Here is a 13,640-nt window from a genome sequence, read left to right on the forward strand (position 1 = left end):
CGAAGGTCAACCGTCCCGCTCACAAATGGAGCACGGGATGCGACGCCCCCTATGACGTGGTCCCCTTCACTTCACCCCGGCTGGGGATGGAAATACTCGAAAATCCTGCGGGCGCTCTCGGCGCTTACCCCCGGAACCTTGCCGAGATCGGCGATGGAGGCGCGTTCGATCTCCTTCAGGGTTCCGAAATGATGCAGCAGGGCACGTTTACGTGACGGGCCGATGCCCGGAATCTCCTGCAAGCCGGCCTCGCGGATGTCTTTTTTGCGCAGCTTGCGGTGCGAGCCAATGACGAAGCGGTGGGCCTCGTCCCGTAGCCGCTGAATGAAATACAGCACGGGGTCGCGTGGCTCCAGCTTGATCGCCTCGCGCTCGGGCATGAACAGGGTCTCCCGGCCGGCATCCCGGTCCGGCCCCTTGGCGACCGACATCAGCGATACCTGGGTCAGCCCGAGATTGGTGAAAATCTCCCGAACGGCATTGAGCTGGCCGCGGCCGCCGTCGATCACCACGAGATCCGGCCATTGCGGGAAATCGTCGTCCTTGGCCTTGTCGTTTGGCTTGGCCGCGTTGTCCTCGGGCGGATTGACGAGCCGCTTGAAGCGGCGCTCCAGCACTTCGCGCATCATGCCGTAGTCGTCGCCGGGCGTGAGCCCTTCCGACTTGATGTTGAACTTGCGGTACTGGTTTTTCACAAAGCCATCCGGACCGGCGACGATCATGGCGCCGACCGCATTGGTGCCCTGGATGTGACTGTTGTCGTAGACCTCGATGCGCTTCGGCGGATGCGGCAGGCTGAGCGTGGTCGCCATCGCGTCGAGCAGGCGGCTCTGGGTCGCAGTATCGGCGAGCTTGCGGCCGAGCGCCTCGCGCGCATTGGTCAGGGCGTGGGTGACAAGCTCCTTTTTCTCCCCGCGCTTCGGCGTGGAGACCTCGATCTTGTGACCGGCCTTGATCGACAGCGCGTTGGCGAGCAACTCGCTTTCCTCGATCTCGTGCGAGAGCAGGATACTCTTCGGCGGCGGCTTGTCGTCGTAGAATTGGGCGAGGAAGGAGCCGAGCACCTCTTCCGGTGTAAAGGTCTTCTCCGCGCGCGGGAAATAGGCGCGGTTGCCCCAGTTCTGGCCGGTGCGGAAGAAGAACACCTCGACGCAGGAGAAGCCGCCGTCCTGGTGGATGGCGAACACGTCCGCTTCCTCCACCGTGCGCGGATTGATGCCCTGCTGCGATTGGATCGCCGACAGCGCGGCGAGACGGTCGCGGTACAACGCCGCACTTTCGAATTCGAGCTCGCCCGAGGCCTTCTCCATCTCGCCTGCGAGCTCCTGCTTCACCGCCTGGCTCTTGCCGGACAGGAAGTCGGTCGCCTCGCGCACCAGCGTCGTGTAGCCGGGGAAATCGATCTCGCGGGTGCAGGGGCCGGCGCAGCGGCGGATCTGGTAGAGCAGGCACGGCCGGCTGCGGCTCTCGAAGAAGGAATCGGTGCAGGAGCGGATCAGGAACGCGCGCTGCAACGCCGTGATGGTGCGGTTGACCGCGCCGGCGGATGCGAACGGCCCGAAATAGCGCCCGGGTCGGGTCTGCGCGCCGCGGTGCTTGAGGATCTGCGGCGCCCAATGGTCGCCGGTGATCAGGATATAGGGAAACGATTTGTCGTCGCGGAGCTGCACGTTGAAGCGCGGCCGCAGCTGCTTGATGAGGTTGGCTTCGAGCAGCAGCGCTTCGGTCTCGGTCGTCGTCGAGACGATCTCTACCGAGACCGTGGCCGCGATCATGCGCAGGATGCGTGCCGGCTGCGGCGCACCGATGCGCGCGTAGTTGGACAGGCGTTTCTTGACGTTCTTGGCCTTGCCGACATAGAGCACGTCGCTGTTCGCAGCGAGCATGCGATAGACCCCGGGCGAGGTCGGGGCGAGCCGGACCGCACGCTCGATCGCCTCATGGCCCGTCGCCAACGGCACTTCGCCGACCGCACCGCTCTCTTCCAGGATGTCCGGCAGCCGCGCATCGTCCTCGTCGTCGCCGCCGGCGGTGGCGGGATCGACGTCCGGCGGCGTCAGCCGCTCGGGCGGGGCGTCCGGCGTGGGGCCGCGCGGCGATTTGCGCGCGCGCGCGTCGTCCGGGTTGTCGGTGGAATCGGGAATCATGGGACGAATTTAGGTGCTGAGGGCGCCAATTTGAAGTTCCGGCTCAGCGGCACGAACAGGACGGCCGGCTCAGTTCCCGGTAAGGCTTTCTTAAGTCTGTTAACAGCGCGGTAACGGGTCTTAACAGGCCTTTAACTTAAAACTCTCGATAAATCCTACGCGAAAAGTTCTTGGTTCCGTAACCATGCGGTTTTGCCTTGCGCGGCGGCGCGGGCATCGCACGGTTTCGGCAGTTGCGTTGGAGTGTGTGATGAAGAGGCTCGTTGTGGGCGTGGCCGCGTTGGCTGCTGCGGGCTGGACGGCTTCGGCGGATGGCGCCGATCTCAGCTACGGGCAGCGCGCCCCCTATACCGTCAATCAACCGCTGAACGCCTATAGCTGGGCGGGCCCCTATCTCGGCGCCAATCTCGGCTACGAATGGGGCTCGGTGGACAACAATCCCGCAAAGCCCTCCGGCTTCGTCGGCGGCGCGCAGGCCGGCTACAATTTCCAGAACGGCCCGTGGGTGTTCGGCGTCGAGGGCGACATCCAGGCAGCCGGTGCCGACGATACTTTTGCGCCGTGGAAGTTCTCCAATCCCTGGTTCGGTACGCTGCGCGGCCGCGCTGGCTATGCTCTCAGCAACGTCTTGTTCTACGGCACCGCGGGTCTCGCCTTCGGCGAGCTGCGCGCGCAGACGTTTGGCTGGACAGAGTCGCACACCAGCGCCGGCTGGACCGCCGGCGTCGGCGCCGAAGTGGGCCTCGCGCCGAACTGGAGCGCAAAGCTCGAATATCTCTACGTCGATCTGTCGACCAGCCAGTTCGCTATTACAGGCGTGTCAAACGGCTACAGCGCCAGCGTTGTGCGCGCAGGCGTGAACTATCACTTCTGATACCTAAACAAGAAAATACCGGACTACAGCTTCCCGGCCGCGCGCGGCCGGGACTTTTTTGCGCCAGGTTGTTGTGCGAGGTCCGCTAGGAGAGGATCACCAAATTGACCGCCTTGGGTCCCTTCCCCTTCTTGTCCGGTTCGACCTCGAATGTGATACGCTGTCCTTCGGCAAGGTCCTTCAGTCCTGCCCGCTCCACCGCGGTGATATGAACGAAGACATCGCGGCCGCCGTCGTCCGGCTTGATAAAGCCGTAACCGCGCTCGCCGTTGAAGAACTTGACCGTTCCCGTCATGGCCATCGGGAAACTCCCCCTCATTGCTCCTCCGCCGCGACGCAGACGCGCGTCACGGCATGACCGGGCTTACGGAGCCCGGGAGCTGGCCATCCTTGGGCAGACCATTCGGTCCGACCGGATCTTTGTTAGGCCTTCACTCCGCCGCAACCATTCGCGGAAGCGGAACGTAAAGCCAGTCACAGAAACAGCATAATACGGTTCGTTGCGGATTGACTACCGCTACTGCATCTTTTTCCCAAAAGATGACCGTGCTTCAGGGCTTTGGCACCTCCAATCGGAATCTGGCCGCTCCGCCCTGGCCGAGCGGCATTTCCAATTCGGGCAGGATCGCCTTGAGCTCGCCCTGCAGCGTGTAGGGCGGATTGACGATCAGCAGCCCGGTGGACGTCAGGGATGCGCCGTCGATTTGCGGTGCGGCGCTGAATTCGAGCCGCAGGCATTTTCCCGCCGGCTTTGCTGCGGCTGCGCTGCGTGCCACGAGTTGCGCCAGCGCGTCCGTGGCGCGGCGGCTCTTGGCCGGATACCAGATTACATAGATACCGGTCGGCCATTTCGCGAAGGCTGTGGAGAAGGCGGCGCCCAGCTTTTCGAACTCGTCCTTCGCTTCAAAGGACGGATCGATCAGCACGAGGCCGCGCCGCTCCTTCGGCGGCACGAAGGCCGGCAGCGCCACCCAGCCGTCGAGATCGACCACACGGGCCTGTTCATCGCGGCGCAGCACATCGATCAGCGCCTTGCGCGCGTTCGGCTCGAGTTCGCAGGCGACGAGGCGGTCCTGCGGCCGCATCAGGCCGCGCGCGATCAGCGGCGAACCCGGATAGGCCTTGAGCTCACCCTTCGGATTGAAGGCGCGGACGATGTCGAGATAGGGCTTCGTCAGCGCAACGGTTTCGTTCGAGAGGCGCGCTTGCATGAGCCGCGCAATCCCGGTCAGCCATTCGCCGCCGCGCCGCGCCTCGTCGCTGTCGAGATCGTACAGGCCGGCGCCGGCATGGGTGTCGATGACGCGGAAGGCGGCCGGCTTGTCCTGCAAATAGGTCAGGATGCGCGCCAGCACGATGTGCTTGATGACATCGGCGAAGCCGCCGGCGTGAAAGGCGTGACGGTAGTTCATGGTGGAGAGTTACGACATCGGGCGATGAAAGTAACTGCTGTCATTCCGGTGCGGTGCGTCGGCACCGAGCCCGGACTCCATTTCGCACCGACCATGCAGCATCGCGCATGGTAGATCACGCTTCCGCCTTCGCCCGTCGGCGGACTAGTCGCGCGCCCCGGAACGACGATCTGAGGGTGACCCTACCCACCCCTGATCGGCGGCATGGTCAGCTGGTCGCGGCGGCAGGCGCGGCGGTCGATCTCCTCGCAGGCACGGAACTGCAAATCCTTGCTGAGGCAGATGCGGACCTCTGACAGGCGCGTCCGGTTGCAGGTGACCGAGACGGCGGCATTGCTCAGGCCCGGATTGGCCTTGATGAAGGCCTCTTCGACCTCGGCGGGCGCCACCGTCTTTTCCTGCGAAAGGTCGAGAAATTCGGCCGGAATCTTGATCGCCGCGCGTGCCTTGCGGATGGTCTCGAAATAATTGCGGTCGGTAAGCCCGGAGCAGGTGCCGTGCTTGTCCCATTCATTGAAGATCAGGCCGGGGGCGGGCATCAGATCGAGCATCGAGGAGACAATGCTGCGGTTCAGCCGCGGTGATGGCCGCTGGCAATATTCCGGAAAACCGTTCTCATATTGCGGCCACAGGCCGTGAACCACGAAGGCGTAGGGTCGTCCGCCGCACTGGATTTGCGAGCGTCCGCCGCGCTCGGAAGCCTCCTCGCAGAACGAAGGCGACCAGGATAGCGACAGCACGTAGAAATCGAACTCGCCGGGCGCGTTCTGTCGTCTGTCCTGGGCTTGGGCGCTGCCCGCAAGGCCGAGCAGCCCTGCGGCAAGGGACAGGGCAAGAGGTAGGGCAAGCGTAAGCGAGATCATCAGGCGGGAGAACGAATGCAATCTGGAATGAAACATGGCGACGCCCCTCAACTAGACTGTGCAAACGAGCCTAGCAGGCGATAGGAACACTTCAAGAACAAATTTCAGGCCGCCATGCTCCCGGCCGCTGGATCGTCCGAATCGGGGCTCTTCCGATCAGGGCTTGGCGGCGCGGCAGGACGGATTGTAGGCCCAGTTGCGGTCGAGCCCGACCACGCACCATTCGACGCCTTGGCCGTAGCCGGCGAAGCCGCCGTCCTCGACGATCGAGAAGTGCACGTGACGCATCTTGCCGTCGTTGAGCATGGCCTCGCCGCTGCAGTAGCGGCGCGGAATGTTGTCTGACGCCCACGGCCGGAACGCGGTCTCGTGAACAGCCGAGAAGCCCGTGATCTTCAAGGACGAATTCCAGAACGAGCTTTCCTTCTCCCAGAACTGGGTGGCGATCGTCGGCAGCGCCTTGTCGCAATCGGCCACGCGGCCGTCATAGCGCGGCCCGCTCAGCCAGAAATTCAGCTCCAGCGGATTGGCGGCTCTGGCCTCACTGAGCGACAGCGCCCCGAACATGAGGCCGAACACGGCGGCATAGCGGAGCGATTTGAGGGAGGTCGAGGCGCGCATGGGCAATCCAGACAGCATGATCTGCGAAGGTCGAACGGTGCCGTGAAGGCCCCGGCGGGTCAAGTGCAGCGCGGCAACACTTGCCGACGAGTTGAAGGCAACCGCGCCCTGGCCGGACTTCCGTTCTTTTCACCGTTGCGGCGGCACCGTAGACTGGCGCCAACCAATTGGAGTGACGGGAATGCAGATCATTGCGGCTGCGGGCCTTCTTGCCTTGGGTATGGTGGCGAGCCAGTCGGCGCGCGCCGACCTCCTGCCGGTCCCGCCGTTCAAGGGCAACGATACCGGCGGCATCATCGCCTATTCGCTGGCGACGCAGGCCGATGCGCGGCAGCTCGCGGTCGATCACTGCGCGCGGTACGACAAGGTGGTGAAGTTCCTGGCGGTACAGGCCTATGAGGGCGGCTACATCTCGTTTGCCTGCCGCTGGGTGCCCTATGGCGCGGCCGACCGGCCGATCCGCACGCTCTACTGAGGCGTTCCCGCAGCGGCAAGAGAACGCCACGACGACGCCAAGACAACACCAAGACAAGGCACGACATCTCAGCCGGGAGCCTCTCGCATGATGCGCCAGCTTGCTTTGCTCGGATCAGTCGTCGTGTTGTCGGCAGGCGCGGCGTGCGCCGACGACCTGCCGGTGCGCAAGGCCGGGCTGTGGGAATTGAAGATGGTCCGGACCGGCTCGGCGATGCCGGAGATGACCATGCAGCATTGCACCGACGAGACCGTCGACAAGGAGATGAACAACAACGTCTCTCCGATGGCCAAGCAGATCTGCGCCAAGCAGGACATCAAGAAGACCGCGACCGGTTATGTCAGCGATTCCGAGTGCAGCGTCGCCGGCATATCCACGACCTCGCATGCCGACATCGTCGGCGATTTCAACTCGGCCTATACCGTGAAGACCTCCTCGCACGCGCAGGGCGGCCCGGCCGGCGCCGCGGGGCGCGACACTACCATGACGCTCGAAGCCAAATGGTTGGGCGCCTGCAAGCCCGACCAGAAGCCCGGCGACATCGTGATGCCCGGCGGCTTCAAGATGAACGTGCGTGACGTCGACAAGCTGAAGGCGCTGCTGCCGAAGTAGGCTACATCGCCGGTTACACCGGAATCCGCACACTCGCCCTTAATCCGCCCATCGGGCTATCGCCGAGGGTGATGTCGCCGCCGTGGGAGCGGGCGATGTCGCGGGCGATCGCCAGCCCCAGACCGGTGCCGCCCTCGTCCTGATTGCGGGCATTGTCCAGCCGCAGGAACGGCTTGAACACTTCTTCGCGCAAATGGGCGGGAATGCCTGGTCCGTCGTCCTCGACCGTGACCGTCAGATAGCGGTGATCGCGCTGGCCGGTGATGGCGATGCTCTTGCCGTAGCGTGCGGCATTGGTGACGAGGTTGGCGAGGCAACGCTTGAACGAGGCCGGCTTCACGGTGACCACGGGCAGGCCCTGGAATGTCACGGTCGCGGTGTGGCCGTGGCGCTCGGCGTCGCTGCGCAGCTCCTCGAGCGCCTGCGCCATGTCGGTCGGCTGCGACTGCTCGCCGGAATCGCCGCGGGCAAACGCCAGGTAGTCTTCCAGCATCATCGACATCTCGTCGACGTCCTTGCGCATACCCTCCATCTCGGGGCTGTCGCCGATCAGCGCCAGCTCGAGCTTGAACCGCGTGAGGATGGTGCGCAGATCGTGGCTGACGCCGGCGAGCATCGCCGTGCGCTGCTCCATCGTGCGCTCGATGCGCGATTTCATCTCCAGGAAGGCCACGGCCGCGCGTCGTACTTCACGCGCGCCACGCGGCCGGAAGTTCGGCGCCTCGCGGCCCTTGCCGAAACTTTCAGCGGCATCCGCAAGCCGCAGGATCGGCTTGATCTGGTTGCGCAGGAACAGCACCGCGACGATCAGAAGGATCGAGGATGTCCCGACCATCCAGAACAGAAAAATCTCCGAGTTCGAGGCGTAGGCGGCGCTGCGCTGCGCGAACACCCGCATCACGGCGTCGTCGAGCTGGATCCGGATCTCGACCAGGTTGGAGCGGCCGACCGTGTCGATCCAGAAGGAGCGTCCGATCTGGCGGCCGAGCTGCACCGAGAGCGTCTGGTCGAGCAGCGAGAAGAACGGCTTTGGTCCCGGCGGCGGCATGTCGCCGGCAGGCAGGAAATCCACCACCAGCCCGAGGCGCTGCTGCGCGATGCGGCGGATCTGGTCGCGGTCCTTGTCCTGCGGATAGCCCTTGTAGACGTCGATCAGCGCGGCGATGTCCTGCACCACCGCGGCCGACAATCGGCGCGTCACCGTGTTCCAGTGCCGCTCCATGAACACGAAGGCGACCACCGATTGCAGGATCACCATCGGCACGATCATGATCAGCAGCGCGCGGGCATAGAGGCCGGTCGGCATCCAGCCCTTGAACGCGTTGCCCATCCAGCCATTGGCGGCGGAGACGCGCCCGGCGGCGCTTCGCAGCAGCGTCAGGCCGGTATCAATCGTGCTCATGGGGCGCGCTTCACTATTATGGCGAGGCCACCAGCCGATAGCCGATGCCGCGCACCGCCTGAAGGAACAGCGGATTGGCGGGGTCGTTCTCGATCTTGCGCCGCAGACGATTGATCTGCACGTCGACGGCGCGTTCATTGACGCTGCCATTGCCTGTCAGCGCGCTGCGCGGCACGGTGTCGCCCGGCGTCTCCGAGAGGATCCGCAGCATCTCGCGCTCTCGGTCGGTGAGGTGGATGACGTCCTCGCCCTGGCGCAACTCGCCGCGATCGAGGTGATAGACGTAGGGACCGAACGCGATCTTCTCCACGGTCGCGGCCTGGGGCGGTGGGGCGGCGCGCTTGAGAATGTTGTTGATGCGCAGCGCCAGCTCGCGCGGCTCGAACGGTTTTGCCACGTAATCGTCGGCGCCGATTTGCAGGCCTTCGATGCGGCTTTCCGCTTCATGGCGCGCCGTCAGCATCACGATCGGCACCGAGGAGGATGTCCGGATGAAGCGCGCGAGATCGAAGCCGGTTTCGCCCGGCATCATGACGTCGAGGATCAAAAGATCGAAATGCAGGCCCAGGAGCTTCGAGCGCGCATCGCCGGCGCTCGCGGCGGTGGTGACGCGATAGCCTTCGCCGGCGAGGAAGCGCGACAGCAGATCGCGGATGCGGCGGTCGTCGTCGACCAGCAGCAGATGCGGGGCATCGTCGGCGGGTTGCGCCGGCGGGCGGGCGAGCGTGGCAGCAAGCGGCACGGTCACTCCTTTGCGTCTTGATTGACGTTGGCGAAGATCGTCTGCAGCACCTTGTCTGGATCCTCGCGGTCGATCATCGCGCGCAGGAAGCGCTTGACGGTGTCGGCATCCTGCGGCGCCAGCTCGGCGAGCGCCTTGGTGATCCGCGTGGTCTGGAGCCCGGCGAGCTTCTGCACCAGCGCCTCGCCCTTCGGCGTCGCATAGAGCAGGCGCTGGCGGCGATCGTTGTCGCCGGTCTTCTGCACGATGTAACCCTCGTCCAGCAGCTGCTTGAGCACGCGGCCGAGCGACTGCTTGGTGATACGCAGGACGTCGAGGAGGTCGGCGACCTTGAGACCGGGATAACGGTAGACGAAGTGGATGACCCGGTGATGGGCCCGGCCGAAGCCGAACGCCTCCAGCTCCTGGTCGGGATCGCCGACGAAGTCGCGATAGGCAAAGAACAGCAGCTCGATGATATCCCAGCGCAAATTGCTTCCTTCGGACGCGGCTGGCCTGGGCCCGGCGGCGTCATGAGAGGAGTCGCGAAATTTATGTCAGGCATATTGACGTATCTTGGGTCCAATGTTACAAAACGATTAGCCCGCACGAAATTTTAGATCGTTTCGCGTCGGGTGGCATCGAAGCAGGGCGGCCGGAGCGAGAGCCGGACACGTGGCGAAGGCCGACTCAGATCTACCGTGCGATTGTCGAGCGGCATTTCGGCAAAACATACTGGACTTCCGCCTTCGGCAAAAGCATGTCCTCGGCGACATGCTGGCGACGGAAACCGGCCGTAACAAGGCTGGCGGTGGTTCGGCCAGAAACCTAACTAAGCCAGCCGGCCCCGAAACAGGGCAGGCCGGCGCAGCCACCGGCAGCGGGAGCCAAGGACATGAGCATGACATTCGACATCCAGCCCGCGCCCAATCCGACCTCCGAAAAGGACCGTGTCGCCAAGCTGGTGGACCCCGGATTTGGGCGGGTCTTCACCGATCACATGGCGATCGTCCGCTACAACCAGGCCAAGGGCGGCTGGTACGAGGCGCGCGTCGAGGCCCGCGCCAATTTCCAGCTCGATCCGGCCGGCGCCGTCCTGCACTACGCGCAGGAAATCTTTGAAGGCCTCAAGGCCTACAAGCGCGACGACGGCGGCGTGAACCTGTTCCGGCCCGACGCCAATGCGCGGCGCTTCAAGGACTCGGCCGACCGCATGGCGATGGCGCAGATGCCCGAAGACGTCTTCATCGAAGCGGTCGAGCAGGTCGTGCGCATCGACCGCGCCTGGATCCCCGGCGGCGAGGGCAGCCTTTATCTGCGCCCCTTCATGATCGCGAGCGAGACCTTCCTCGGCGTGAAGCCGTCGTCCGAATATATCTTCGCGGTCATCGCCTCGCCGGTCGGCTCCTATTTCAAGGGCGGTCCTGCCCCGGTGTCGATCTGGGTCTCGGAGAACTATACCCGCGCCGCGGTCGGCGGCACCGGTGCCGTCAAGTGCGGCGGCAATTACGCCGCGAGCCTGCGGGCGCAGGCCGAGGCGATCCAGCATGGCTGCGACCAGGTCGTCTTCCTCGACGCGATCGAGCGCCGCTACATCGAAGAGCTCGGCGGCATGAACGTGTTCTTCGTGTTCGACGACGGCTCGCTGTCGACGCCGCCGCTCGGCACGATCCTGCCCGGCATCACCCGCGACTCCATCATCGCGCTCGCCCGCGATGCCGGCAAGACCGTGCGCGAGGAGCCCTATTCGCTCGAGCAGTGGCGCAAGGATGCGGCCAGCGGCAAGCTGAAGGAAGCCTTCGCCTGCGGCACCGCGGCGGTGATCTCGCCGATCGGCAAGGTGCGCTCGGTGAGCGGCGATTTCGAGATCAGCGGCGGCGCCGCCGGTCCGGTCGCCATGGGCCTGCGCAAGCAACTCGTCGACATCCAGTACGGCCGCACCAACGATCCGCACAACTGGATCAAGAAGGTGATCTGATCTGACCTCGTGTGAGGTGCGCATCCTCTCTCGCTCCCTCGCCCCGCTCTTGCGGGGAGAGGGAGCGGAGAAACCCATCGAGTGTTGCCCGCGCGCTATGGACGCGATTCCGGCCGGCTGCCATAAGCCTGCGCAACATGGTTACTCCCGAAGCAGTTGGGGGAACCATCGAGTTGCTAACCAATTATGAACCTGTCGCTGTCTAATTGAACGAACTGGGCAGAGTACAGGGGACACGAGAACCATGGCAGATCGCGGCGCACTCAAGCTGGTCGGATTCATCTTCGCAACCGCGACGTTGGCCGTGATGCTGGTCGCCGGCATGGTCGTGAAGGGCTATGCCGATGGCGGCTACACCCTGGAAGCCTCGAGCATCGACGCGAGCCGTTAACAGATCGTCAACTCTTCGGGGCCGGCCTCCGCTCAGCGGCTATAGATCAACGCCAAAACCGCAATCGCAACAGCCAGCAATCCGACAAAGCGCAGCATGATCGTGCCGAACTGGTTCGGCGCCGGCCGCAGCGGTATCGGGTCGGTGTTGTCGGGCCGAATGCTTTGCATCTGACATGTCCCCGGGCCCCGCCGCAAAGGCTGCGGGCGCTAGGGCTTTGGTCGTTGGGAGTGGATGAACGGTTCAATGCGGCGACCTGTTAAGCCCCGCGAGGCGGACCACATCCTCCGCTGTCGTGCCCCGGCTTGAGCGGGGCATCCAGTACGCCGCGGCCTCTCGGCTCAATCACAACTGTCTCGGGATACTGGATCGCCCGATCAAGTCGGGCGATGACAGCGGGATTGTGGCGGCGGAATCAAAACCGCCGCGTCCCTTCCGGGAGCGCGGCGGTTGGTGATGCGTAGGACTTGCGATCAGCTGTTGCGCAGGCCGTCGGCGGCGCGCTTCCACTGCGAGACATTGTCGGCGATCATGCGGGTCGACTTCATCGCGGCCTGGCTGAGCTGGGCGTAGCCGGAGATCTCGCGCTGGACGCGCTGGCCCTCGGCATGGAGCAGGTCGCGCAGGCTCTCGAGCTCCGAGATCAGATTCTCGATCTCGGCGAGCGAGGTGCCGGCAACGCGCTGAATCAGCGAATTGACGTTGGTGACGGTGGCTTCCGCGGATGCATCGAGCGCCGGCTCGGCGCTGCTCGCCGGGCGACGTAGATAGGCGATGTCATTACGGACGAAGTCGCGGATTCCGGCCTCGACTTCCGTCACGGCGGCGAGATTGCTGTCGACGGTTTCGGTCTCGGTTGCTTCAACCTTTTCCGGACGGATGGCGTTCATCGATGTTCCCCTGTTCGCGTTGAGCGCGAGTGTCCCCCGCACGACGATGTGTGTCAGGCCGCTGCATCAGGGCGTTGGATTTTGACGGCAACTAGGCAGAGATGCGGCAAGGGCGGACCATTCGGGGGCTTTGCCGTGGCGCGAAGTTACCAATGTCTGAATGCCGCCGCACGACGCATCTATTCCCTCATGGTGAGGAGCGCGCCCTTCGCGCGCGTCTCGAACCATGCAGGCGCGTATGTATGGCGCGGGCCTCGATCCTTCGAGACGCGCTCCTTTAGAGCGCTCCTCAGGATGAGGGGAGAGAGATGAGCGATCCTCACCAGCTCTTCTTGAAGCCGGCGGTCAGGCTCTTGTTGATCGTGCCTTGCGAGGTCTCGCCGACCGAGCCGGAGACGGTGACGTTGTCGAACAGCTTCTGCTCGGCACCGACGTTGCGCAGCCATTTGTCGTCGGTGGTCGACAGCGTCTGGCCGGCAATGATGCTGGTGCCGGTATCGGTGATCTCGACCTTGGCGGACTGGTCAGTCTCGTAATTGCGGATGGTGCGGCCGGCGATTCCGGGGAGTGCGGTGGTGCCCTGCTGGTTGACGCTGTAGCCGTTCTGGAGCGTCAGCGACATGTCGCCGGACAGCGGCACCGACTTGGTCAGCGCCGCGCCGATCTTGCTCTGCTCGGAGCCCGGATCGATGCGGCCTTCCACCGCTGTCTTGTCCCACACCGAGCCCGCGCCCGGGGCGGTCGCGGCGGCCCAGGCACTGCCCGAGGATTGCGGCAGGTTGCCGCCATTGGCGGCCTTTTCCGCCAAAAGCTCCGACATCGTGGTCGGCTCCTTCGCGACCGTCATGTCGGCGCCGATCCGTGCGTCCCAGAACGAGGAGACCGACTGCTTCACCTTCACCGCCGAGGAGCCGTTGGCATTGGCGTTGGTCGACCAGTCGATGCCGTCCTTGGCTGCGGCCTGCGCGCGCTTCTTGGCCGCGATGATGTCGTTGAGCGTGCCGGCGTCGATCGCGAGCTGGGCCCAGTCGAGCTTGTCAACGTCGATGTCCTTGAGCACGTCGGGGTCGTTGACGTCGGCGGCATCCGCGGCCTCGGCCGCGTCGTCCGCCGCCGCGGCCGTGGGCGGAATGATCTGCGCGGAGACGGTGAGCACCGAGCCCAGGATGAATGCGGCCGCCAGCACTGGCAGCCGGGTCCAGCCAAAACCTGTCGAGAATTCCATCGTCCTGCCCGCGAGCCCAGTTCGCGCAG

16 protein-coding genes are annotated in these 13,640 nt (G+C 64.6%); 5 read left to right on the forward strand and 11 right to left on the reverse strand.

The genetic code is table 11. The features are described from left to right. Positions 1-71: 71 nt before the first annotated feature. Positions 72-2,147 carry an excinuclease ABC subunit UvrC gene (uvrC, locus tag AB8Z38_RS28480; protein ID WP_369720996.1) on the reverse strand — a complete coding sequence of 692 codons (2,076 nt, stop codon included), beginning with the start codon at positions 2,145-2,147 and terminating at the stop codon, positions 72-74. Positions 2,148-2,397: 250 nt separating this feature from the next. Here uvrC and AB8Z38_RS28485 point away from each other — a divergent pair, with 250 nt between their 5' ends. Continuing rightward, on the forward strand, positions 2,398-3,021 hold the full coding sequence (locus AB8Z38_RS28485) for an outer membrane protein (protein WP_369720997.1): 624 nt from the start codon (positions 2,398-2,400) through the stop codon (positions 3,019-3,021). A gap of 85 nt (positions 3,022-3,106) precedes the next feature. Here the strand turns inward: AB8Z38_RS28485 and AB8Z38_RS28490 are convergent, their stop codons facing one another. The 4 genes from AB8Z38_RS28490 to AB8Z38_RS28505 form a co-directional block, all read right to left on the reverse strand. Then, positions 3,107-3,322, reverse strand: coding sequence for a cold-shock protein (locus AB8Z38_RS28490; protein ID WP_008544396.1), 216 nt, complete (start codon positions 3,320-3,322; stop codon positions 3,107-3,109). 250 nt (positions 3,323-3,572) lie between these two features. Then, positions 3,573-4,433, reverse strand: a complete 861-nt coding sequence (locus AB8Z38_RS28495; protein ID WP_369720998.1) for a 23S rRNA (adenine(2030)-N(6))-methyltransferase RlmJ — start codon at positions 4,431-4,433, stop codon at positions 3,573-3,575. A 182-nt stretch (positions 4,434-4,615) separates the two neighbouring features. Next, on the reverse strand, positions 4,616-5,332 hold the full coding sequence (locus AB8Z38_RS28500) for a ribonuclease T (protein ID WP_369720999.1): 717 nt from the start codon (positions 5,330-5,332) through the stop codon (positions 4,616-4,618). Positions 5,333-5,452: 120 nt separating this feature from the next. Further along, a complete protein-coding gene (locus AB8Z38_RS28505; protein WP_369721000.1) occupies positions 5,453-5,917 on the reverse strand; it encodes a hypothetical protein in 465 nt (154 codons plus the stop codon). Positions 5,918-6,098: 181 nt separating this feature from the next. Here AB8Z38_RS28505 and AB8Z38_RS28510 point away from each other — a divergent pair, with 181 nt between their 5' ends. Both AB8Z38_RS28510 and AB8Z38_RS28515 read left to right on the forward strand, forming a co-directional pair. Further along, positions 6,099-6,392 carry a hypothetical protein gene (locus AB8Z38_RS28510; protein ID WP_369721001.1) on the forward strand — a complete coding sequence of 98 codons (294 nt, stop codon included), beginning with the start codon at positions 6,099-6,101 and terminating at the stop codon, positions 6,390-6,392. An 87-nt stretch (positions 6,393-6,479) separates the two neighbouring features. After that, positions 6,480-7,004, forward strand: coding sequence for a DUF3617 domain-containing protein (locus AB8Z38_RS28515; protein WP_369721002.1), 525 nt, complete (start codon positions 6,480-6,482; stop codon positions 7,002-7,004). A gap of 13 nt (positions 7,005-7,017) precedes the next feature. On the opposite strand, the gene AB8Z38_RS28520 is transcribed toward AB8Z38_RS28515, so the two are convergent. Genes AB8Z38_RS28520 through AB8Z38_RS28530 form a run of 3 tightly spaced genes read right to left on the reverse strand, consistent with a single transcriptional unit; the run spans position 7,018 to position 9,618 of the window. Then, positions 7,018-8,406, reverse strand: coding sequence for an ATP-binding protein (locus tag AB8Z38_RS28520; protein ID WP_369721003.1), 1,389 nt, complete (start codon positions 8,404-8,406; stop codon positions 7,018-7,020). Between the two features lie 16 nt (positions 8,407-8,422). Beyond that, positions 8,423-9,154 (reverse strand): response regulator, encoded by a 732-nt coding sequence (locus tag AB8Z38_RS28525; RefSeq protein WP_369721004.1) that lies wholly within the window; start codon positions 9,152-9,154, stop codon positions 8,423-8,425. Next, complete coding sequence (locus AB8Z38_RS28530; protein ID WP_369721005.1) at positions 9,151-9,618, reverse strand: MarR family winged helix-turn-helix transcriptional regulator; 468 nt, start codon at positions 9,616-9,618, stop codon at positions 9,151-9,153. The genes AB8Z38_RS28525 and AB8Z38_RS28530 overlap by 4 nt, the downstream gene beginning before the upstream one ends. Before the next feature lie 404 nt (positions 9,619-10,022). Between AB8Z38_RS28530 and AB8Z38_RS28535 the strand changes: the two genes are divergently transcribed. Together AB8Z38_RS28535 and AB8Z38_RS28540 are read left to right on the forward strand one after the other, a co-directional pair. Then, the gene (locus AB8Z38_RS28535; protein WP_369721006.1) at positions 10,023-11,105 is read left to right on the forward strand and encodes a branched-chain amino acid aminotransferase; all 1,083 of its coding nucleotides are present in this window, start codon (positions 10,023-10,025) and stop codon (positions 11,103-11,105) included. A gap of 244 nt (positions 11,106-11,349) precedes the next feature. Continuing rightward, positions 11,350-11,496, forward strand: a complete 147-nt coding sequence (locus AB8Z38_RS28540) for a hypothetical protein (RefSeq protein WP_369721007.1) — start codon at positions 11,350-11,352, stop codon at positions 11,494-11,496. 32 nt (positions 11,497-11,528) lie between these two features. Here AB8Z38_RS28540 and AB8Z38_RS28545 read toward each other — a convergent pair whose 3' ends face one another. The 3 genes from AB8Z38_RS28545 to AB8Z38_RS28555 form a co-directional block, all read right to left on the reverse strand. Continuing rightward, on the reverse strand, positions 11,529-11,666 hold the full coding sequence (locus AB8Z38_RS28545; RefSeq protein ID WP_369721009.1) for a hypothetical protein: 138 nt from the start codon (positions 11,664-11,666) through the stop codon (positions 11,529-11,531). A 303-nt stretch (positions 11,667-11,969) separates the two neighbouring features. Beyond that, positions 11,970-12,386: a hypothetical protein gene (locus AB8Z38_RS28550; RefSeq protein WP_369721010.1), complete on the reverse strand. Its 417-nt coding sequence runs from the start codon at positions 12,384-12,386 to the stop codon at positions 11,970-11,972. Between the two features lie 319 nt (positions 12,387-12,705). Then, complete coding sequence (locus AB8Z38_RS28555; RefSeq protein ID WP_369721011.1) at positions 12,706-13,611, reverse strand: hypothetical protein; 906 nt, start codon at positions 13,609-13,611, stop codon at positions 12,706-12,708. Positions 13,612-13,640 lie beyond the last annotated feature (29 nt).

The sequence above is a fragment of the Bradyrhizobium sp. LLZ17 genome (assembly GCF_041200145.1).
In the GTDB taxonomy this organism is placed as follows: domain Bacteria; phylum Pseudomonadota; class Alphaproteobacteria; order Rhizobiales; family Xanthobacteraceae; genus Bradyrhizobium.

What these genes read in the sequence shown, in the direction of transcription:
- uvrC (WP_369720996.1), bottom strand. Translation starts at nt 2,147, where the DNA reads ATGATTCCCGATTCCACCGACAACCCGGACGACGCGCGCGCGCGCAAA.
- AB8Z38_RS28485 (WP_369720997.1), top strand. Translation starts at nt 2,398, where the DNA reads ATGAAGAGGCTCGTTGTGGGCGTGGCCGCGTTGGCTGCTGCGGGCTGG.
- AB8Z38_RS28490 (WP_008544396.1), bottom strand. Translation starts at nt 3,322, where the DNA reads ATGGCCATGACGGGAACGGTCAAGTTCTTCAACGGCGAGCGCGGTTAC.
- AB8Z38_RS28495 (WP_369720998.1), bottom strand. Translation starts at nt 4,433, where the DNA reads ATGAACTACCGTCACGCCTTTCACGCCGGCGGCTTCGCCGATGTCATC.
- AB8Z38_RS28500 (WP_369720999.1), bottom strand. Translation starts at nt 5,332, where the DNA reads ATGTTTCATTCCAGATTGCATTCGTTCTCCCGCCTGATGATCTCGCTT.
- AB8Z38_RS28505 (WP_369721000.1), bottom strand. Translation starts at nt 5,917, where the DNA reads ATGCGCGCCTCGACCTCCCTCAAATCGCTCCGCTATGCCGCCGTGTTC.
- AB8Z38_RS28510 (WP_369721001.1), top strand. Translation starts at nt 6,099, where the DNA reads ATGCAGATCATTGCGGCTGCGGGCCTTCTTGCCTTGGGTATGGTGGCG.
- AB8Z38_RS28515 (WP_369721002.1), top strand. Translation starts at nt 6,480, where the DNA reads ATGATGCGCCAGCTTGCTTTGCTCGGATCAGTCGTCGTGTTGTCGGCA.
- AB8Z38_RS28520 (WP_369721003.1), bottom strand. Translation starts at nt 8,406, where the DNA reads ATGAGCACGATTGATACCGGCCTGACGCTGCTGCGAAGCGCCGCCGGG.
- AB8Z38_RS28535 (WP_369721006.1), top strand. Translation starts at nt 10,023, where the DNA reads ATGAGCATGACATTCGACATCCAGCCCGCGCCCAATCCGACCTCCGAA.
- AB8Z38_RS28540 (WP_369721007.1), top strand. Translation starts at nt 11,350, where the DNA reads ATGGCAGATCGCGGCGCACTCAAGCTGGTCGGATTCATCTTCGCAACC.
- AB8Z38_RS28545 (WP_369721009.1), bottom strand. Translation starts at nt 11,666, where the DNA reads ATGCAAAGCATTCGGCCCGACAACACCGACCCGATACCGCTGCGGCCG.
- AB8Z38_RS28550 (WP_369721010.1), bottom strand. Translation starts at nt 12,386, where the DNA reads ATGAACGCCATCCGTCCGGAAAAGGTTGAAGCAACCGAGACCGAAACC.
- AB8Z38_RS28555 (WP_369721011.1), bottom strand. Translation starts at nt 13,611, where the DNA reads ATGGAATTCTCGACAGGTTTTGGCTGGACCCGGCTGCCAGTGCTGGCG.